This is a genomic window from Massilia sp. BGA-UO-ETr-WB1, from assembly GCF_059567845.1.
On sequence record NZ_JCAQOT010000013.1, the window covers coordinates 148,032 to 168,092 of the forward strand.

General features: G+C 65.3%; 20 protein-coding genes. 7 read left to right on the forward strand and 13 right to left on the reverse strand.

The features are described from left to right. Nucleotides 1-38 precede the first annotated feature (38 nt). From AC56DV_RS02070 to AC56DV_RS02095, 6 genes are all read left to right on the forward strand, one after another. Nucleotides 39-614 carry an NUDIX hydrolase gene (locus tag AC56DV_RS02070; RefSeq protein WP_496312642.1) on the forward strand — a complete coding sequence of 192 codons (576 nt, stop codon included), beginning with the start codon at nucleotides 39-41 and terminating at the stop codon, nucleotides 612-614. Then, complete coding sequence (gene aat, locus AC56DV_RS02075; protein WP_496312643.1) at nucleotides 611-1,345, forward strand: leucyl/phenylalanyl-tRNA--protein transferase; 735 nt, start codon at nucleotides 611-613, stop codon at nucleotides 1,343-1,345. The genes AC56DV_RS02070 and aat overlap by 4 nt, the downstream gene beginning before the upstream one ends. A gap of 79 nt (nucleotides 1,346-1,424) precedes the next feature. Continuing rightward, entirely contained in the window at nucleotides 1,425-2,153 is a 729-nt protein-coding gene (locus AC56DV_RS02080; protein WP_496312644.1) for an arginyltransferase, read from the forward strand. 32 nt (nucleotides 2,154-2,185) lie between these two features. Continuing rightward, the gene (locus AC56DV_RS02085) at nucleotides 2,186-3,226 is read left to right on the forward strand and encodes a quinone-dependent dihydroorotate dehydrogenase (protein WP_496312645.1); all 1,041 of its coding nucleotides are present in this window, start codon (nucleotides 2,186-2,188) and stop codon (nucleotides 3,224-3,226) included. Nucleotides 3,227-3,251: 25 nt separating this feature from the next. Next, complete coding sequence (locus AC56DV_RS02090; RefSeq protein WP_496312646.1) at nucleotides 3,252-4,298, forward strand: aldo/keto reductase; 1,047 nt, start codon at nucleotides 3,252-3,254, stop codon at nucleotides 4,296-4,298. A 137-nt stretch (nucleotides 4,299-4,435) separates the two neighbouring features. After that, nucleotides 4,436-6,832, forward strand: a complete 2,397-nt coding sequence (locus tag AC56DV_RS02095) for a TonB-dependent receptor plug domain-containing protein (protein WP_496312647.1) — start codon at nucleotides 4,436-4,438, stop codon at nucleotides 6,830-6,832. A 15-nt stretch (nucleotides 6,833-6,847) separates the two neighbouring features. On the opposite strand, the gene AC56DV_RS02100 is transcribed toward AC56DV_RS02095, so the two are convergent. The 10 genes from AC56DV_RS02100 to AC56DV_RS02145 all read right to left on the reverse strand — a co-directional run bounded on the left by AC56DV_RS02100 (nucleotide 6,848) and on the right by AC56DV_RS02145 (nucleotide 16,226). Next, entirely contained in the window at nucleotides 6,848-8,533 is a 1,686-nt protein-coding gene (locus AC56DV_RS02100) for a methyl-accepting chemotaxis protein (RefSeq protein ID WP_496312648.1), read from the reverse strand. Nucleotides 8,534-8,671: 138 nt separating this feature from the next. Next, the gene (locus tag AC56DV_RS02105) at nucleotides 8,672-9,604 is read right to left on the reverse strand and encodes a CysB family HTH-type transcriptional regulator (protein WP_496312649.1); all 933 of its coding nucleotides are present in this window, start codon (nucleotides 9,602-9,604) and stop codon (nucleotides 8,672-8,674) included. Next, a complete protein-coding gene (locus tag AC56DV_RS02110; protein ID WP_496312650.1) occupies nucleotides 9,601-10,674 on the reverse strand; it encodes a sulfate/molybdate ABC transporter ATP-binding protein in 1,074 nt (357 codons plus the stop codon). The genes AC56DV_RS02105 and AC56DV_RS02110 overlap by 4 nt, the downstream gene beginning before the upstream one ends. Nucleotides 10,675-10,688: 14 nt before the next feature. Next, complete coding sequence (cysW, locus tag AC56DV_RS02115) at nucleotides 10,689-11,576, reverse strand: sulfate ABC transporter permease subunit CysW (RefSeq protein ID WP_496312651.1); 888 nt, start codon at nucleotides 11,574-11,576, stop codon at nucleotides 10,689-10,691. Nucleotide 11,577: 1 nt separating this feature from the next. Beyond that, a complete protein-coding gene (gene cysT, locus AC56DV_RS02120) occupies nucleotides 11,578-12,384 on the reverse strand; it encodes a sulfate ABC transporter permease subunit CysT (RefSeq protein ID WP_496312953.1) in 807 nt (268 codons plus the stop codon). A 191-nt stretch (nucleotides 12,385-12,575) separates the two neighbouring features. Beyond that, complete coding sequence (locus AC56DV_RS02125; RefSeq protein ID WP_496312652.1) at nucleotides 12,576-13,349, reverse strand: sulfite exporter TauE/SafE family protein; 774 nt, start codon at nucleotides 13,347-13,349, stop codon at nucleotides 12,576-12,578. A gap of 108 nt (nucleotides 13,350-13,457) precedes the next feature. Next, nucleotides 13,458-14,096, reverse strand: coding sequence for a peroxiredoxin (locus AC56DV_RS02130; RefSeq protein ID WP_496312653.1), 639 nt, complete (start codon nucleotides 14,094-14,096; stop codon nucleotides 13,458-13,460). A gap of 27 nt (nucleotides 14,097-14,123) precedes the next feature. After that, a complete protein-coding gene (locus AC56DV_RS02135) occupies nucleotides 14,124-14,684 on the reverse strand; it encodes an RBBP9/YdeN family alpha/beta hydrolase (RefSeq protein WP_496312654.1) in 561 nt (186 codons plus the stop codon). 27 nt (nucleotides 14,685-14,711) lie between these two features. Continuing rightward, nucleotides 14,712-15,731, reverse strand: a complete 1,020-nt coding sequence (locus AC56DV_RS02140) for a sulfate ABC transporter substrate-binding protein (RefSeq protein WP_496312655.1) — start codon at nucleotides 15,729-15,731, stop codon at nucleotides 14,712-14,714. 108 nt (nucleotides 15,732-15,839) lie between these two features. Further along, a complete protein-coding gene (locus AC56DV_RS02145; protein WP_496312656.1) occupies nucleotides 15,840-16,226 on the reverse strand; it encodes a diacylglycerol kinase in 387 nt (128 codons plus the stop codon). A 129-nt stretch (nucleotides 16,227-16,355) separates the two neighbouring features. Between AC56DV_RS02145 and AC56DV_RS02150 the strand changes: the two genes are divergently transcribed. Beyond that, the gene (locus tag AC56DV_RS02150) at nucleotides 16,356-17,135 is read left to right on the forward strand and encodes an IclR family transcriptional regulator (protein ID WP_496312657.1); all 780 of its coding nucleotides are present in this window, start codon (nucleotides 16,356-16,358) and stop codon (nucleotides 17,133-17,135) included. Here the strand turns inward: AC56DV_RS02150 and AC56DV_RS02155 are convergent. The 3 genes from AC56DV_RS02155 to AC56DV_RS02165 all read right to left on the reverse strand — a co-directional run bounded on the left by AC56DV_RS02155 (nucleotide 17,117) and on the right by AC56DV_RS02165 (nucleotide 20,015). Then, nucleotides 17,117-18,325 carry a serine hydrolase gene (locus AC56DV_RS02155; protein ID WP_496312658.1) on the reverse strand — a complete coding sequence of 403 codons (1,209 nt, stop codon included), beginning with the start codon at nucleotides 18,323-18,325 and terminating at the stop codon, nucleotides 17,117-17,119. The genes AC56DV_RS02150 and AC56DV_RS02155 overlap by 19 nt on opposite strands. A 105-nt stretch (nucleotides 18,326-18,430) precedes the next feature. Further along, nucleotides 18,431-19,126 (reverse strand): nitroreductase, encoded by a 696-nt coding sequence (locus AC56DV_RS02160; RefSeq protein ID WP_496312659.1) that lies wholly within the window; start codon nucleotides 19,124-19,126, stop codon nucleotides 18,431-18,433. 19 nt (nucleotides 19,127-19,145) lie between these two features. Continuing rightward, nucleotides 19,146-20,015: a DMT family transporter gene (locus AC56DV_RS02165; RefSeq protein WP_496312660.1), complete on the reverse strand. Its 870-nt coding sequence runs from the start codon at nucleotides 20,013-20,015 to the stop codon at nucleotides 19,146-19,148. Between the last annotated feature and the right edge of the window lie 46 nt (nucleotides 20,016-20,061).

Sequence of the window (20,061 nt, forward strand, 5' to 3'; positions counted from 1 at the left end):
CTACTGTGACGAGAAACCGCTGACTAGAACGCCTCCCCATGAAATTCTGTTCCGAATGCGCCAACCCGGTCGAACTGACCATCCCCGCCGGCGACAACCGCCCCCGCTACGTCTGCACCCACTGCACCGCCATCCATTATCAAAACCCCAAGATGGTGCTTGGCTCCATCCCGGTATGGGAGCGTGACGGACAGCTGCAGGTCCTGCTGTGCAAGCGCGCCATCGAGCCGCGCTACGGCTACTGGACCCTGCCCGCCGGTTTCATGGAAAACAACGAAACCACCGCCGAAGCGGCCGTGCGCGAAACCATCGAGGAAGCCGGCGCCAATATCGAACTGGGCCCGCTGTTCTCGCTGATGAACGTGGCGCGCGTGCACCAGGTGCATATGTTCTACCTGGCCACGCTGCGCAACCTCGACTTCGCGCCCGGCGAGGAAAGCCTGGAGGTGCAAATGTTCACGGAACAGCAAATCCCGTGGGACGACCTGGCCTTCCCCACCATCCGCACCACGCTGGAACTGTTCTTCGCCGACCGCGCGCGCATGCGCGCCAGCGGCGGCGGCTACGGCTTCCACACCCAGGACATCACGAAACCCATGCGCAGCGACGTATGATCCCCTGGCTCGATGCCCACACCCCCTTCCCCGACGTCTCCCAGGCGCTGACCTCCGACGCGCCCGGCCTGCTGGCCGCCGGCGCCGACCTGTCGCCGGCGCGCCTGCTGGCGGCCTACCAGCGCGGCATTTTCCCCTGGTTCTCGGAAGGCCAGCCCATCTTGTGGTGGAGCACCGACCCGCGCATGGTGCTGATGACGGAACGCTTCCGCGTCTCGGACAGCCTGAAAAAAGCCATTAAGAAAGTGCAGCGCAGCGCCGCCGATCCGGCCGGGCGCTGGCAGGTGCGCTTCGACACCGCCTTCGAGGACGTGATGCGCGCCTGCGCCGCACCGCGCCGCGACGGCCCCGGCACCTGGATCTCGGACGACATCATCGCCGGCTACACCGGCTTGCACCAGCTGGGCTACGCCCATTCGTCCGAGCTGTGGCTGGACGGCGAACTGGTGGGCGGCGCCTACGGCGTGTGCATCGGCCGCATGTTCTACGGCGAATCCATGTTTGCGCGCGTGACGGACGGCTCCAAGATTGCGCTGGCCTACCTTGTGCATTTTTTGAAACACCACGGCGTGGCCATGGTCGACTGCCAGCAGGAGACCGGCCACCTCGCTTCGCTGGGCGCGTCCCCCATTCCGCGCGCCCAGTTCCTGCAGCATCTGCGCGCCAATATCGGCCTGCCAGCCATCGCCGGGTGGACGCCGTTGCCGCCGTTCCCGCATGCGCCCGATTAGGGTGCAAAGTTCGCCGGTTTCTGCGCTATGATATGCCTACGGACACCAGCACACGAACCATTTTTGCCCTGGGACGCGCATGACGCACCTGAACGATCTGCCATTCGCAACGCTGCAGTTCTACACGACAGCGCCCTACCCTTGCAGCTACCTGGATGAACGCCAGGCCCGCTCGCAAGTGGCCACTCCTTCGCACCTCATCAATGCCGACGTGTATTCCGAGCTGGTGCGCAACGGCTTCCGCCGCAGCGGCATCTTCACCTACCGCCCGTACTGCGACGGCTGCCAGGCCTGCGTGCCGGTGCGCGTGGCGGCGGCCGGCTTCCAGCCCACGCGCGGCCAGCGCCGCGCCTGGAACCGCCACAGCGACCTGACGGCGGGCGTGGCCACGCTGTCGTTCTCGGACGAGCACTACGACCTGTACCTGCGCTACCAGAGCACGCGACACGCCGGCGGCGGCATGGACCAGGACAGCCGCGACCAGTACGCCCAGTTCCTGCTGCAAAGCCGCGTCAACACGCGCCTGGTGGAGTTCCGCGAGCCGGACGGCACGCTGCGCATGGTCAGCATCATCGACGTGCTGTCGGACGGCCTGTCCTCGGTCTACACCTTCTTCGACCCGGACGTGGAAGGCGCCTCCTACGGCACCTACAACATCGTGTGGCAGATCACCCAGGCGCGCGAGCTGGGCCTGCCCTACGTCTACCTCGGCTACTGGATCGCGGACAGTCCGAAAATGTCCTACAAGATCAATTTCCAGCCGCTGGAGGCGCGCATCAAGGGTCAGTGGAGCGTCATGGCAAGGTAGAATACGGGCTACTTTTTCAGCCAGCCCCCGCCATGTCCGACAAATTCCTGTACTCCCTCGCCCGCCCCATCCTGTTTTCCATGGACGCGGAAACCGCCCACCACTTCACGCTGCCGGCGCTCAAGAAGGCCTCCAAACTGGGCCTGACGCGCGCCTTCGTGCGCGCCCCCGCGCCGGACCCGCGCACCGTGATGGGCATCCTGTTCAAGAATCCGGTCGGACTGGCCGCCGGCCTGGACAAGGACGGCGCCTTCATCGACGCGCTGGCCGACCTGGGCTTCGGCTCCATCGAAGTGGGCACCGTCACGCCGCGCGCGCAGCCGGGCAACCCCAAGCCGCGCATGTTCCGCCTGCCGGCCGCGCACGGCATCATCAACCGCATGGGCTTCAACAACGGCGGCGTGGACGCCTTCGTGGCCAACGTGCAGTCCTCGCGCTTCTACCAGAACAAGGAGGGCGTGCTGGGCCTGAACATCGGCAAGAACGCCGACACCCCGATCGAGCGCGCCGCCGACGACTACCTGCACTGCCTGCAGAAGGTCTACCCTTACGCCAGCTACGTGACGGTGAACATCTCATCGCCCAACACCAAGAACCTGCGCCAGCTGCAGGGCGGCTCCGAGCTGGACGGCCTGCTGGCCCAGCTGAAGGAAGCGCAGCAGCGCCTGGCCGACCAGCACAAGCGCTACGTGCCGCTGGCCCTGAAGATCGCGCCGGACATGGACGGCGACCAGGTCAAGAACATCGCCGATGCGCTGCTGCGCCACAAGATCGACGGCGTGATCGCCACCAACACCACCTTGAGCCGCACCGCCGTGGAAGGCATGCAGCACGGCGCCGAGGCGGGCGGCCTGTCCGGCGCGCCGGTGTTCGAGCTGTCCAACCAGGTGATCCGCTTGCTGAAGGCCGAACTGGGCGACGCGCTGCCGATCATCGGCGTGGGCGGCATCATGCGCGGCGCGGACGCCAAGGTGAAAATGGACGCCGGCGCGCAGCTGGTGCAGCTGTACAGCGGCCTGATTTACGCCGGTCCCGCGCTGGTGCGCGACTGCGCGGACGCCATCCGCCGCTAAACCCGGCCGCACATAAGGAGCACGCATGGAATACACCACCTTGGGCGCCACCGATGTCAAGGTCAGCAAGATCTGCCTCGGCACCATGACCTTCGGCGAACAGAACACCGAAGCCGACGCGCACAGCCAGCTCGATTACGCGCTCGAGCGCGGCATCAACTTCATCGACACCGCCGAGATGTACCCGGTGATGCCGCGCGCCGAAACGCAAGGCTCGACCGAGCGCCATATCGGCAGCTGGCTGAAGAAAAGCGGCAAGCGCGCCGGCGTGGTGCTGGCCACCAAGGTGGCCGGTCCGAACCCGAACATGCACTGGGTGCGCGGCGGCCGCAACAACCTGGACGCGGCCAACATCCGCGCCGCCGTCGACACCAGCCTGCAGCGCCTGCAAACCGACTATATCGATTTGTACCAATTGCACTGGCCCAGCCGCAACGTGCCGATCTTCGGCGCGTCGGTGTTCGATCCGGCCAACGAGCGCGCCTGCGTGGCGATCGAGGACACGCTGGCCGTGCTGGGCGAACTGCAGCAGGAAGGCAAGATCCGCCACATCGGCGTGTCCAACGAATCGTGCTGGGGCGTGAGCGAGTTCGTGAAGCAGGCCGAGATGAAAGGCCTGCCGCGCATCGCCACCATCCAGAACCTGTACAACCTCACGGCTCGCCACTACGAAACCAGCCTGCTCAACGAGACCTGCTACCGCGAGCAGGTCAGCCTGCTTGCCTACAGCCCGCTGGCCTTCGGCCAGTTGAGCGCCAAGTACCTGGACAACCCGAAAGCGCATGGCCGCCTGACCATCTTCCCGCCCAGCTGGAGCCCGCGCTACCTGCGCCCGGCCGTGCTGGAAGCGGTGGCGCAATACGCCGCGCTGGCGCGCGCCAACGGCATGACGCCGGCGCAGATGGCGCTGGCGTGGTGCTACACGCGCTGGTTCGTGGCCTCCACCATCATCGGCGCCACCACGCTGGCGCAGCTGAAGGAAAACATCGACGCGCTGGGCACCGTGCTGCCGCCCGGCCTGGCGGAGCAGATCGACGCGATCCACGCGCGGCTGCCGAATCCCGGCCAGTAACGCTGCCAGTAACGCTGCCAGTAACGCTGCCAATCGGTTCATATGTTGGAGGAACATAAGCTTAGCAATAAGCATTCGTTCCTTCTTTAACAACTCATGGTTAAGCTCTCGGCTTTCTACAAGCAAGAGAGTCAGCCATGAGTTTCCGCCATTCCCACCCGCATCCCGGCCGCGCAGCGCTGGCCTTCAGCCTGGCCGCCTCGCTCGGCATGCCCGCCGCGGCGCAGACTTCGCCAGGCACCGCCAGCGCGGCCGAGCCCGAGCTGCAGTCCGTGCTGGTGACCGGCACCTACGCCAAGAACCGCCGCATCACCGACTCAGAATCGCCGGTCGACATCATCGGCGCGCGCGAACTGCAGGCATCCGGTTCGACGGAACTGGCCACGGTGCTGGGCCGCGTGCTGCCGTCGGTGAACTTCCCGCGCCCGTCCGGCGCCGACGCCAGCGACGCCGTGCGCCCCGCGCAGCTGCGTGGCCTGTCGCCGGACCAGGTTCTGGTGCTGGTGAACGGCAAGCGCCGCCACGCCTCGGCCGTGGTCAACGTGAACGGCACCTTGGGACGCGGCTCCGCGCCGGTGGACCTGAACGCCATCCCCATCGCCGCCATCGACCGCATTGAAGTGCTGCGCGACGGCGCCGCCGCCCAGTATGGCTCGGACGCGATCGCCGGCGTCATCAACATCATCCTGAAAAAAGGCGCCAAGGGCGGCGAAGCGGAAATCGGCTACGGCGAGTACCAGGAAGGCGACGGCCAGAGCGTGACGCTGAAGGCCTCGGCCGGTTTCGACCTGGGCAACGGCAACTGGCTGCGCCTGGCGGCCGAAGCGGCCGACCGCGACCCGACCAACCGCGCCGGTCCCGACCTGCGCAACAAGGCCGAGCCGCGCTACGGCAAGGTGAACCAGCGCTACGGCGACCCGGACACCAAGCCGCGCAACCTGTTCTTCAACAGCCAGCTGCGCGTGAACGACGACACCGACTTCTACGCCTTCGGCAATTTCGGCCAGCGCAAGACCGAGGCCGCCGCCACCTGGCGCACCGCGCTGAACGGCACCGCGCAGCGCAGCCCCCTGTTCCCGGAAGGCTTCCTGCCGCTGCAGGACAGCACCTCCATCGACGAGTCGCTGACGGCCGGCCTGCGCGGCGCGGCCGGCGCATGGCGCTGGGACGCCAGCCTGGATTACGGCAGCAACCGTTTCGACCTGAACATCCACAACACGGTGAACCAGGACTTGAGGGAAAAGAGCCCGACCAGCTTCCACCTCGGCAAGCTGACCAACACCCAGTCCGTGTTCAACTTCGACCTGGCGCGCGAGTTCGCCGTGCCGGGCCTGGACGGCCCGCTGACGCTGGCCACCGGCGTGGAAGCGCGCCGCGAAAGCTACGAGATCGAAGCGGGCGACGCGGCGTCCTACAGCGGCAGCGGCTCGCAGGGCTTCAGCGGCTTCCGCCCCGTCAACGCGGGCAAGAACAGCCGCAACAACAAGTCCATCTATGTGAACCTGGAGGCGCCGTTCACCAGGCAGTTCTCCGGCGCGCTGGCGGCACGCCACGAGAACTACAGCGACTTCGGCACCACCACCTCGGCCAAGGCCTCGGCGCGCTACGCCTTCAGCGACGCGGTCTCGCTGCGCGGCACCGCTTCCACCGGCTTCCGCGCCCCGTCGCTGGCGCAGCAGTTCTACACCATCACCACCACCAACTTCTCCATCATCAACGGCGTGAACACGCCGATTGAAACCGGCACCTTCGCGGTCAACAGCGCAGCCGCGCTGGCCCTGGGTTCGCAGCCACTCAAGCCGGAAAAGGCGAAGAACCTGAGCCTGGGCCTGCAGCTGCAGCCGTTCCGCAACTTCAGCACCACGGTGGACGTGTACCGCATCGACATCGACGACCGCATCCTGTTCTCGGCCAACCTGATCCTGCCGGACGCGCTGAAAGCCGCGCTGGCGGCGCAAGGCGCACCGGTGGGCGCCGCGCGCTACTTCACCAACGCAGTGGACACGCGCACCAAGGGCGTGGACCTGGTGAGCACCTACCGCGTCGACCTGGCCAACCGCGACCGCGTGGACTTCACGCTGGCCTACAACCACAACAAGAACGAGGTGGTGCGCGTGGCCGCCAATCCGGCGGTGCTGACGGCGAACAAGCTGCTGCTGATCGACCGCCAGACGGTGAACCGCGCCACGGTGGGCTCGCCGAAGGACAAGCTGAGTTTGGCGGCCGACTACACGGCCGGCATCTGGACCGCGCGCGGCCTGGTCACGCGCTACGGCAGCTTCACGGTGCCGCAGAACGTGGCCGCGCAGGACCAGGTGTACAGCCCGCAGTGGGTGCTGGACGTGTCGGGCAGCGTCAAGCTGGGCAAGAACTGGAGGCTGAGCGCGGGCATCGACAATGTGACGGACAAGTATCCGGACCAGGTGACGTCGCTGAACAACCTGAACAACAACGGCATCAACCCGTATAGCGGCTTTGCGCCCAATGGCTTCAATGGGCGCTACTACTACGCGAAGGCCGGCTATAGCTGGTAAGCCGCCAGGCGCCGGCTAGAACTCTTCCCAATCCTCGCCGGCGGTGCTGGCGGTGCGCGGGGCCGCCTTGGCGGCCGGCTTGGGCAGCGCGGCCCGTGCCACCTTGCGCGGCGCGGACTGCACCGCGTGCGCCTGGTACTGCTGCTCCGCCAGCCGGAACACGCTGACCGCCTCGGCCAGCATCTCGGCCTGGTCGCGCATCGACTGCGCGGCCGCCGCCGCCTCTTCCACCAGCGCCGCGTTCTGCTGCGTCACGTCGTCGATCGACACGATGGCCTGGTTCACCTGCGCGATGCCGGAGCTCTGTTCCTGGCTGGCCGCGCTGATCTCGGTCATGATGTCGGCCACCTGCCGCACGGCCTTGACAATGCCGTCCATCGTCGCGCCCGCCTCGTCCACCAGCCGCGCGCCCGCATCCACCGTTTCCACCGACTCGCCGATCAGCGCCTTGATCTCCTTGGCCGCCGCCGCCGAACGCTGCGCCAGGTTGCGCACTTCGGACGCCACCACCGCAAAGCCCCGGCCCTGCTCGCCCGCGCGCGCCGCTTCCACCGCCGCGTTCAAGGCCAGGATATTGGTCTGGAACGCGATGCCGTCGATCACGCCGATAATGTCCACGATCTTGTTCGAGCTCTCCTTGATGGCGCCCATGGTGATCACCACTTCGCCCACCACCTTGCCGCCCTTGGTGGCGAACTCGGAAGCCGACACCACCAGCGTGGTGGCCTGCCGAGCGTTCTCGGCGTTCTGCGTCACGGTCGACGTCAGCTCCTCCATCGAGGACGCGGTTTCCTCCAGGCTGGAGGCCTGCTGCTCGGTGCGCGAAGACAAATCCAGGTTACCGCTGGCGATCTCGCTCGACGCGGTGGAGATGGTGTCCGACCCTGAGCGCACCCGGCCCACGGTGCGCGCCAGGCTCTCGTTCATGTTCTTCAGCGCGCGCAGCAGCTGGCCGGTTTCGTCGGCCGTGTCGCACTCGATGCGCTGGGTCAGGTCGCCGCTGGCCACCGCCTCGGCCACGCCCACCGCGCGGTTCAGCGGATGCGTGATGCTGCGCGTGATCCAGTACACCACGGCAGCGGCCAGCGCGGCCGCAATCACCGTCAGCGCGATCATCATGTTGCGCGCGCTCACATAGGCGGCCTTGGCCTCCGTGCTGGCCCTGGCCACTGCTTCGGTTTGATACTTGACCAGCTCGGTCAGGGAATTGAGATAGGCGGTCTGTTCCTTGCGCACCGTGGTCAGCAGGTAGACCACGTTCTCGTCGCGCTTGGCCGCGTCGGCCGACTTGGCGACGAAGGCCGTCTGCACCACTTCGTAGCGTTCGCGCGCCTCGAGCACGGCCTTCAGTCTGGCCTTGCTTTCGGCATCCGTGTCGTCCGAGATGAGCTTGGAGAGTTTGTCGAGGCGGCCGGCGATTTCAACCTTCCGGTCTTCCACGCGCTTGAGTTCCTTGCGCACGGTTTCCGGGTCGGTGGACAGCATGGCGTTGCGCATGGCGCGCGCGATGTCGTTGACGCCGCCCACCGCCTCGTAGGCTTCGATCACCTTGGGCACCTTGTCGGCCGCCAGGTCGTCGGTGCCGTCGTTGAGCTTGCCGAGGTTGCCGATGCCCACCACCGACATGCCCACCATGAACACCAGCGACAGCCCCAGTCCGCCGGCCAGGCGCGTGCCTATCTTCCAGTTACCGATCCCCATTTGACGCTCCCTGAAGTTTAAAACAATGTTTCAAAAATCGGTGCAATACGGCTGACAGTGAGTTTCAGTATATGGCTAAATAGCAATGACTGGCGGAAAAATAGTTGCCCTGTTTTTCCGCCGCAACAAAGTGCGTCTTTACGCCGCCTCAGCGCCGGCAAGGGCTACTTCGATATCGCTGCGGCGCAGCTCGGGCGCGAATTGCAAGATGAACTCCTGCGCGTAGGTGCGCAGATAGGCGCCGCGCCGCACCGCCAGGCGCGTGGTGTTGGCCGCGAACAGGTGCGACGCTTCCACCGCGCGCAGGCCCTTGTCGCGCCCGTGGTCGAAGGCCATCGAGGCCACGATGCCCACGCCCAGCCCCAGCGACACGTACTGCTTGATGACGTCCGAATCCATGGCCGTGAGCACGATGTCCGGGCGCACGCCGGCGCGCGCAAAGGCGTCGTCCAGGTGGCCGCGGCCGGTGAAGCCCACGTCGTAGGTAATCAGCGGGAACTCGGCCAGGTCTTCCAGGCGGATGTTGGTGCGCGCCAGCAGCGGGTGGTTGTCCGGCACCACGATCAAGTGGCTCCAGCGGTAGCACGGGAAGGACACCAGGTCCGGGAACTGGCTCAGGCCCTCGGTGGCGATGCCGATGTCGGCCTTGCCCGACAACACCCATTCCGCGATGTGCTCGGGCGAGCTTTGCTGCAGGGCGATGCGCACGTCCGGGAAGGCCGCGCGGAAGCTCTGCACCACTTTGGGCAGCGCGTAGCGCGCCTGCGTGTGGGTGGCGGCGATGGTCAGCGTGCCGCTGTTCTGGCCGGTGTATTCCAGGCTGGCCTGCTGCAGGTTCTCGGCCTCCACCAGCAGGCGGTCGATGATCTTCAGGATGCCCTTGCCGGGGTCGGTCAGGCCGGTCAGGCGCTTGCCGTTGCGCTCGAAGATGACCACGCCCAGCTCGTCTTCCAGCTCGCGGATCTGGCGGCTCACGCCGGGCTGCGAGGTGAACAGCGCATTGGCCACTTCGGTCAGGTTGTAGTTGCGGCGCGCCGCTTCGCGTATGGAACGCAGTTGCTGGAAGTTCATATGGCGGTTCCTTCATCGACGAATACATGCAGGCGCTTGGGACGCACCACCAGGGTCTCGCCCTCTTTCAGGCCGAGCTGGCTGTAGCGCTCGTTCGGTATCACCGCCTCGATCATCTCGGCGTTGTCGGCGCGCTCCAGGTCCAGCTGGGCCAGCGGGCCGATGGCGTGCGCGCGGCGCAGCTTGACGATGATGCCTTCCGCGCCCGGCGCGTAGCGGTCCACGTCCAGCTCGTGCGGACGCACGTAGGCGATGCCCTTGCTGTCCTGCGTTTCGCCGTGCGACGGCAGGTCCAGCGCCACGCCGCCGGTGGTGATCACGCCTTCGTGCACGCGGCCGTGGAACATGTTCACATTGCCCAGGAAGCCGTACACGAACGGCGAAGCGGGATGGTTGTAGACCTGGTCCGGCGCGCCGATCTGCTCGACGTTACCCTTGTTCATCAGCACCACCTGGTCCGCCACTTCCAGCGCTTCCTCCTGGTCGTGGGTGACGAAGATGCTGGTCACGTGCAGCTCGTCGTGCAGGCGGCGCAGCCAGCGGCGCAGTTCCTTGCGCACTTTCGCGTCCAGCGCGCCGAACGGCTCGTCCAGCAGCAGCACGCGCGGCTCCACCGCCAGCGCGCGCGCCAGGGCGATGCGCTGGCGTTGGCCGCCGGACAGCTGCGGCGGATAGCGGTCGGCCAGCCAGTCCAGCTGCACCAGGCCCAGCAGGTCCATGACCTTCTTCTTGATCTGCGCTTCGGACGGGCGCTCGGCGCGCGACTTCACGCGCAGGCCGAAGGCCACGTTCTCGAACACCGTCATGTGCTTGAACAGCGCGTAGTGCTGGAACACGAAGCCCACCTGGCGCTCGCGCACGTGGCGGTCGGACGCGTCCTTGCCGTCCAGCAGGACCTGGCCCGAATCCGGGTGCTCCAGGCCGGCGATGCAGCGCAGCAGCGTGGTCTTGCCGCAGCCGGACGGGCCCAGCAGCGCGGTCAGTTCCCCGGTGGGAAAGTCCAGCGACACATTGTTCAGGGCGGTGAAGTCGCCGAAACGCTTGTTGATGTTTTTGACTGCGATCGTCATGGCTTGTACTCCGCTTAATGTTCGTTGTTCACGCCGGCATAGTCTTCATGCAGACGCCAGGCAATAAAGGATTTCAGGGCCAGGGTGACCAGCGCCAGCAGTGCCAGCAGCGAGGCCACCGCGAACGCGGCCGCGAAGTTGTATTCGTTGTAGAGGATCTCCACCTGCAGCGGCACCGTGTTGGTCTCGCCGCGGATGTGGCCGGACACCACCGACACCGCGCCGAACTCGCCCATGGCGCGCGCGTTGCACAGGATGACGCCGTACAGCAGCCCCCACTTGATGTTGGGCAGGGTCACGCGGAAGAAGGTCTGCCAGCCCGACGCGCCCAGCACGATGGCGGCCTCCTCTTCCTCGCTGCCCTGGGCCTGCATCAGCGGGATCAGCTCGCGCGCCACGAAGGGGAAGGTGACGAAGATGGTGGCCAGCACGATACCCGGCACCGCGAACAGGATCTTGATGTCGTGCTCGGCCAGCCAGGGGCCGAACCAACCCTGCGCGCCGAACAGCAGCACGTAGATCAGGCCCGAGATCACCGGCGACACCGAGAACGGCAGGTCGATCAGCGTCAGCAAAAAGCTCTTGCCGCGGAACTCGAACTTGGCGATGCACCAGGAAGCGGCCACGCCGAACACCAGGTTCAGCGGCACGGCGATGGCGGCCGTAATCAGGGTCAGCTTGATGGCGGAGATCGCGTCGTCCTCGACGATGGCGGAGGCGTACACGTCCCAGCCCTTTTTCAGCGCTTCGGCGAACACGGCCACCAGCGGCACGAACAGGAACAGCGTCAAGAACGTCAGCGCGACGGCGATCAGGATGCCGCGCACCCACAGCGGTTCCAGGATGTTCGGCGCCGAGGCCAGTTCGCCACGGCGTGGCACGGATGGAATTGGAGCGCTCATCTTATTTCCCCGACTTTCCGCGAGCCCAGGCTTGCAGCAGGTTGATGGACAGCAGCAGCACGAAGGAGATCAGCAGCATGACGACGGCGATCGCGGTGGCGCCCGCGTAGTCGTACTGCTCCAGCTTGGTGATGATGAACAGCGGCGTAATCTCCGACACCATGGGCATATTGCCGGCGATGAAGATGACCGAGCCGTATTCGCCGGTGGCGCGCGCGAAGGCCAGCGCGAAGCCGGTCATCAGCGACGGCAGCACGGTGGGGAACACCACGCGCACGAAGGTCTGCAGGGCGCTGGCGCCCAGGCTGGCGGCGGCCTCTTCCAGCTCGCGCTCGGCGTCCTCCAGCACGGGCTGCACGGTGCGCACCACGAAGGGCAAGCCGATAAAGGTCAGCGCCACCACCACGCCCAGCGGCGTGAAGGCCACCTTCAGGCCCAGCGTGCCTTCCAGGAAGGTGCCGAACCAGCCGTTGGACGAATACAGCGCCGTCAGCGTGATGCCGGCCACGGCGGTGGGCAGCGCGAACGGCAGGTCCACCAGCGCGTCCACGATGCGCTTGCCGGGGAACTGGTAGCGCACCAGCACCCAGGCCACGATGAAGCCGAAGATGGCGTTGATGAAGGCGCCGATCAGCGAGGCGCCGAAGGTCAGCCGGTACGAGGCCATCACGCGTTCGGAGGTGACCGCGTTCCAGAACTGGTCCCACGTCATGGTGAAGGTTTTCAGGAACACCGCCGACAGCGGGATCAGCACGATCAGCGACAGGTAGAAGATGGTGAAGCCCAGCGACAGCTTAAAGCCCGGCATCACCCTGAATGGGGCGCTGCGGGGCTGGAAGGTCACCGGCGGTGCTGCCGGTATGGCGACTGCAGACATGAATACTCCTCTTATTACAATTCCGAGTTTAGGCCCGGATAATCGCATAGAGGAGTTATGAAGCAAACGACGCAATTGTCATTTGCTTAGATGTGGTTTTGGCAGTGTGCTATCGGCCCGGCTCAGGCCAGCAGCTTGGCCGCGACCGCCGTCAGCGTGGCGGCCAGCAGGCCGCGCAGCACGCGCTCGGGCACGGCGCGCGCGAACCAGGAGCCGATGGTAATGCCCGGCACCGAGCCGACCAGCAGGGTCAGCAGCAGCATCCAGTCGATCGAGCCCAGCCACCAGTGGCCGAAGGCGGCCACCGCCGTCAGCGGCACGGCGTAGGCGATGTCGGTGCCCGCCACTTCGGCCGCGCTCAGGCGCGGATACAGCATCACCAGCAAGGTGGCGCCGATGGCGCCGGCGCCGATGGAGGAAATGGTGACCAGCACGCCCAGCACGGCGCCCGACGCCACGGTGGCGCTGTCCAGTGCGCGGCCGTGCAGCTGGCGTTCGGGGTGGGCGTTGATCCAGGCCAGCATCTTGCTGCGGAACAGGATGGCGACCACGGTCAGCAGGACCGAGCCGGCGATGGAATAGCGGATGATCTGGCCGATTTCCTTGTCGAGCGAGCCGAACTGCTTGAGGGCAATGGCGGCCGCCACGGCGGCAGGCACGGCGCCCAGGCACAGCAGGCGCACGATGTCCCAGCGCACGGTGTTGCGCAGGCGGTGCGTGAAGGTGCCGGCGGTCTTGGTCACGGCCGCAAAGGCCAGGTCGGTGCCCACGGCCACGGAAGGGGAAACGCCGAATAGCAGGGTCAGGATGGGCGTCATCAGCGAACCGCCGCCCACGCCAGTCATGCCGACCAGCAGGCCGACGCCAAAACCCGATGCAACAAACGACAAGTCCATAGATTCCCCTTAAGAAACGCAAGGGTATACAGACTTGCCGTGAATGCAAACAACGAAAATACTATTTGCTTATGCGCCGAATGACGGCGGAGCCATCAGTTCGATGAATTACTTGTTCGGCTGAGGCGTAACGCGCAGGTAAGGGCGCTCGGCCTTGAAGCCTTTCGGATACTTCTGCTTCAGCACGTCCGGGTCTTGCACGGTCAGCGGGATGATGACGTCGTCGCCGTCTTTCCAGTTGCCGGGCGTGGCCACGGTGTAGCCGTCGGTCAGCTGCAGGGCGTCGATCACGCGCAGCACTTCGTCGAAGTTGCGGCCGGTGCTCATCGGGTAGGTGATGGACAGGCGGATCTTCTTGTTCGGGTCGATCACGAACAGCGTGCGCACGGTGGCCGTGGCGGACTGCTCGGGGTGGATCATGTCGTACAGGTTGGCGACCTTCTTGTCGGCGTCGGCGATGATGGGGAAGCCCACCACGGTTTTCTGCGTCTCTTCGATGTCCTTGATCCAGGCGGCGTGCGATTCCACCGGGTCGACCGACAGCGCGATGGCTTTCACGTTGCGCTTGTCGAACTCAGGCTTCAGCTTGGCGGTCAGGCCCAGTTCGGTGGTGCACACCGGGGTGAAGTCGGCCGGGTGCGAGAACAGCACCACCCAGGAGTTGCCCGCCCATTCGTGGAACTTGATCGGGCCGATGGAGGATTGCTGCTCGAAATCGGGGGCGGTGTCGCCCAAACGTAGTGTCATAAAGATCTCCTTGTTCGGTGTGGTTGGCTAGAAAACATTGACGATCTGTTCATTGTGCGCCTGTTCCGCCAAATTTTGCAAGTAGCGTTGGCCTTGCAGCCAGTCGCCCAACCCGGACTCGGCGTTGATGTGCCCCAGCGCGCCGAGATTGATGAATTCGCTGCCCCAGCGCTGCGCCCACAGCGCGGCATGCTCCGCCGTCATCCAGGGATCGTTGCTGCTGGCCAGCAGGATGGACGGGCACGGCAGGCGCTCCCTGGGCAGTTGCGCGGCCACGCCGAACTTGTCCGGGTCGGCCGGCGCCACCAGCAGCACGCCCGCCACCCGCTCCGGATCGCGCGCCAGGCTGTGCACCGTGGCCAGCGTGCCGAAGCTGTGCGCCACGATCAGCGTGGGCCGGCGGTCCTGCTGCCGCACCCGGCTGACACGCGCCGACCACACCGCCAGGTCCGGCTGGTCCCAGTGGTCCTGCTCCACCCGTTCGAAGGACGGATACAGGCGCTGCCAGCGGCTCTGCCAGTGCTCCGGCCCGCTGCCGTGCAGTCCGGGAGCGACCAGCACGCGAAACTTCGACAACAAGCCAGCCATCGCCGCGCTCCTGGGCTCACCGGCGAATTACTTGCTGCCCGGGGCGTAGATCTGGTCGAACACGCCGCCGTCGGCGAAGTGCACCTTCTGCGCGTTGCTCCAGTCGCCCGCCACCTGGGCCAGCGTGAACAGCTTCACGTTGGGGAACTGGGCCGCGTATTTCTTCGCTTCCTTCTCCACGCTTGGACGGTAGTAGTTCTTGGCGATCAGTTCCTGCGCTTCGTCGGTGTACAGGAAGTTCAGGTAGGCTTCCGCCACTTTGCGGGTGCCGCGCTTGTCGACCACCTTGTCGACCACGGCCACCGGCGGCTCGGCCAGGATGCTGACCGACGGCGCCACGATCTCGACCTTGTTCGGTCCCAGCTCCTTGATCGCCAGCAGGGCTTCGTTTTCCCACGCGATCAGCACATCGCCGATGCCGCGCTCGACGAAGGTGGTGGTGGCGCCGCGCGCGCCGGAATCGAGCACCGGCACGTTCTTGTACAGTTTCTTCAGGAATTCCTTGGCGGTGGCGTCGCTGCCGCCCTGCTGGCGCAGCGCGTAGCCGTAGGCCGCCAGGTGGTTCCAGCGCGCGCCGCCCGAGGTTTTCGGATTCGGCGTGATGACGGCCACGCCCGGCTTCACCAGGTCGTTCCAGTCCTTGATGCCTTTCGGGTTGCCCTTGCGCACCAGGAACACGATGGTGGAGCTGTACGGGGTGCTGTTGTGGCCCAGGCGCTTCTGCCAGTCCTTGTTCAGCAGGCTGCGCTCGGCGATGGCGTCAATGTCGTAGGCCAGCGCCAGGGTCACCACGTCCGCTTCCAGGCCGTCGATGACGGCGCGGCCCTGCTTGCCGGAGCCGCCGTGCGATTGTTTGATTTTGATGGTGTCGCCGGTCTTGGCCTTGTAGTCCTTGGCGAAGGCGGCGTTAACGTCCGCGTACAGCTCGCGGGTCGGGTCGTAGGAAACGTTCAGCAGGCTGAATTCGGCAGCGATGGCCGGAGCGAAGGCGGTTGCGGCGGCGGTTGCAGCGAAAACAGTTGCAGCGATAATTTTTTTGGACAGCATCAGGATACCCCGTTGTAGTTAGGACCTCAGAAGCTGTAGGTTATCGCCGCGCTATATATTTGAGAACGAAGTAATTTGAGATTTCATATGCTTGGATTGCATATGGACTTACCAGAAGCGCTGCACCAGCACCACGCTCCAGGTCAGCGCGGCCAGCAGGCCGGCCAGCAGCACGGCGGCGCTGCCGAGGTCCTTGGCGTTCTTCGACAGCGGATGGCGCTCCAGCGAGATGCGGTCCACCACCGCTTCGATCGCCGAATTGATCAGCTCGACGATCAGCATCAGCACCAGCGGTGCCACCAGCGCCAGCTTCTGGAAAGCCGACACCGGCAGCAGCAGTGCCACCACAGCGCCGGCCGCGAACAGCATCAGCTCCTGCCGGAAAGCGTGCTCATGGCGCCACGCCGTCTTCAGGCCGTCGAAGGAATACAACAGTGCCGAGAAGATCCGTTTGATGCCGCTTTTGCTTTTGAATTCGCTAACTGGTTGTTCCATATGCCTGTCCAGGATTGATACGCTGCGTCATTATGCCCTCGCCATAGAGGAAATGCGCGCCGGAATTCCCATTTTTTTCACATCATGGTATAAAGTAGAGACTAGATACTGCACTGCACCAACCACATCATGAAAATCGAATCCGTCCCGGAGCAAAAAACCACCATCCAAGTGATCGAACGCATGGTGGCCCTGCTCGACGCGCTGGCCAAGTACCCCGACCCGGTGAGCTTGAAAGAACTGTCCAAGGTTTCCGGGCTGCACCCGTCCACCGCGCACCGCATTTTGAACGACATGGTGCTCACGCGCTTCGTCGACCGCATCGAACCGGGCACCTACCGCCTCGGCATGCGCTTGCTGGAGCTGGGCAATGTGGTGAAGAGCCGCCTGTCCGTGCGCGAGGCGGCGCTGGAGTTCATGCGCTCGCTGCACAAGAAAACCCAGCAGACCATCAACCTGTCGGTGCGCCAGGGCGACGAAATCGTCTATATCGACCGCGCCTTCTCGGAGCGCTCCGGCATGCAGGTGGTGCGCGCCATCGGCGGCCGCGGCCCGCTGCACCTGACCTCGACCGGCAAGCTGTTCCTGTCGGTGGACGAGCCGAAAGCCATCCGCGCCTATGCCACGCGCACCGGGCTGGCCGGGCACAACAAGAATTCCATCACGGATCTGGCCAAGCTGGAGCGCGAGCTGAGCCTGGTGCGGGCGCGCGGCTATGCGCGCGACAATGAGGAATTGGAACTGGGCGTGCGCTGCATGGCGGCAGGCATCCGGGACGACAGCGGCAAGCTGATCGCCGGCCTGTCGATCTCGGCGCCGGCCGACCGCCTGCAGGAAGAATGGCTGGAAGACCTGGTGACGACCGCCAACCAGATTTCCGCCACCCTGGGTTACATGCCGGCCGAATAAACCGGCGCGGCGCCGCCGTTCGCGTCGGCGGCCACAGCGGGGCTCATGCCGCCGCTGACGACACCGCCACTACTGCCGCCGATGGTGGCGCCGATGGTGCCACCGCTAATGGCGCCGCCGCTGCCACCGCCCAGCACATCGGTCGACAAACCGGCCGGCTTCAGCGCTTCCAGCCATTTGCGCATGCGGCCGGCGTCGGCGGCACGCGCGGCGGAACCCTTGGCGTCCAGCAGCACCATGATCACGGCGCGGCCCTGGATCACCGCCTGCATCAGCATGCAGCGGCCCGCTTCATTGATGAAACCGGTTTTCTGCAGGCCGATTTCCCAGCCCGGCGTGGCGATCAGGCGGTTGGTGGTGCCGAACTGCATCGGCCGGCCATTCGCTTCCACCACCGCTTTCGCGTCGGTGGAATACTCGCGCAGCACCGGATGCTGGTAGGCCGCCATGGCCAGCTTGGCCAGGTCGCGCGCGCTGGCCACGTTCATTTTCGACAAGCCGCTGGAATCGACATAATGGGTGTCCGTCATGCCCAGCGCCTGCGCCTTGGCGTTCATCGCGTCCACAAAGGCCGGCAAGCCGCCCGGATAGTGGCGGCCCAGCGCGGATGCGGCGCGGTTCTCCGAACTCATCAGCGCGATATGCAGCATGTTGGCGCGCGTCAGCTGCGAGCCCACGCGCAGGCGCGAGCTGCTGAATTTGGCGTGGTCGACATCCTCCTCGGTGACGGTGAGGATCTCGTTCATGTCCTGGTTGGCTTCCACCACCACCAGGCCGGTCATCATCTTGGTGATGGAGGCAATCGGCAGCGCCACGCCGGCGTTCTTCTCAAACAGGATTTCCGAGTTGGCCTGGTCCAGCACGAAGGCCACGTTCGATTTCAGGTCGAGCGGATCGCGCGTCAGGTGCAGCCCGGCCAGGTCGCCCATGGTCGGCCGCGCCAGGCCCTCGCCCACGTTGGTGACGCGCTGGTACACGATCTTGCGCTTGCCGTTCACCACCATCACGCGGCGCACGGTGCGCTCGCGCGGCACGGAAGCCACCGCCCGCAGCACCATGGTCTGGCGGCGCGGCATGGCCTTGTTTTTCTTCACTGCGGGCTTGCGCGCGCTCTCTCCCGCATGGACCGCCGAAGCAGGCAGCGAGACGCACAGCAAGGCGAGTATCGCGCCCAAGGTAAATTTAACCATTTCAGTTCCCCAATGCAGTGAGACTATTCTTGTTGCAGTGTAGCAAAACCCCGCAGGGGCGCAAGCGAATTCCATCCCGCATTGCACCGTAAAACCACAGCTTGTTCACTCTACAAATTTAACAAAACTGGCAGCCGGCGCGCGTTCGGTTATCAAAGTATTCTCAACCCGGGCGGGGTCCGCATAGCCCAGCGACATGCCGCACACGACCATTTCATTATCGGGCAATTCCAGCACTTCGCGGATAATCTTGTGATACTGCGTGAACGCCGCCTGCGGGCAAGTGTCCAGCCCGCGCCCGCGCGCCGCCACCATGATGTTCTGCAGGAACATGCCGTAGTCCAGCCACGACCCCTGCTCCATGATGCGGTCTATCGTAAACATCAGTCCCACCGGGGCGTCGAAGAAGGCGTAGTTGCGGCCGTGCTGGGCCGCCATGCCGGCCTTGTTCTCGCGGGTCAGGCCCAGCAGCGCGTACAAGTCCCAGCCCACCTTGCGGCGCCGGTCCACATATGGCGACACCCACTCGCGCGGGTAATAGGCGTATTCCTCGGTATGTAATTTGGCCTGCTCTGGATCAGTATGTGCGGCCAAAATGCGCTCGGACAAGAGCTGTTTTTTCTCGCCGGTGAGCACGTACACCTTCCACGGCTGGGTATTGGTGCCGGACGGCGCGCGCGCAGCCACTTGCAGCAGCTGCTCGATGTCCTCGCGCGGCAGCGGCGTGGGCAGGAAGGCGCGGATCGAGCGGCGCGAAGTGATGGCGGCATCCACCGCCTGCTGGTCTGGAGTGGTGATCATGAGGCTCGCTTCCTAGGACTTATTTCGGTTGCTTCACTACAAATACTACGCCCAGCACCGCCAGCGCCATGCCGGCCACGCCCAGCAGGCTGAACGCTTCGCCGAACATCAGCCAGGCCATGACGGCGGTGGTGGGCGGCGTCAGGTACAGCAGGCTGGTGACCTGGGTGGCGTCGCTGCGGCGTATCAGCGCGAACAGCAGGAAAATCGCGCCGATCGACAACGCCAGCACGGACCAGGCCAGCGCGCCGACGAAGCGCACAGTCCATTGTATGTCAGTAAAGCTTTCAAAATACAGCGCAAATGGCAAAACGGCCACAAACGATGCCGCGAACTGAATGATGGTGCCGGTGCGCAAATCAAACTGCGGGCAATAGCGCCGCTGGTACATGGTGCCGGCGGTGATCGACAGCAGCGCGAACAGGCACAGCGCGATCGCTTGCCACGACAGGCCCACCAGCGTGATCTTGGCGTACACCACCAGCGCCACGCCGCCCAGGCCGAATACCAGGCCCAGCCACTGGCGCGGACGCACCGTCTCGCCGATCAGCGGCGCCGCCATGGCGGTGAGGATGGGCTGCATGCCGACGATCAGCGCGGTCAGCCCGGCCGGCATGCCGAGCTTGATGGCGCACCACACGCCGGCCAGGTAGCCTGCCTGCATCAGCAGCCCGGCCAGCGCCACTTCCTTGATCTTGCCATGCGGCCAGGGCGCGCGCATCAGCAGCACCAGCGGCAGCAAAATGGCCAGCACGCCGAGGAAACGCAGCAGCAGGAACATCAGCGGCGGCGCGTACGGCAGGCCGAACTTGGCGACGATGAAGCCTGTGCTCCACAGGAACACGAAAAACAGCGGGATGGGTGACAGGAAAGAAGCGGATTTGGGCATATTGGCTACCAAAAGTATCGGACGCGCCCAGCCAGCCAGTGGATGT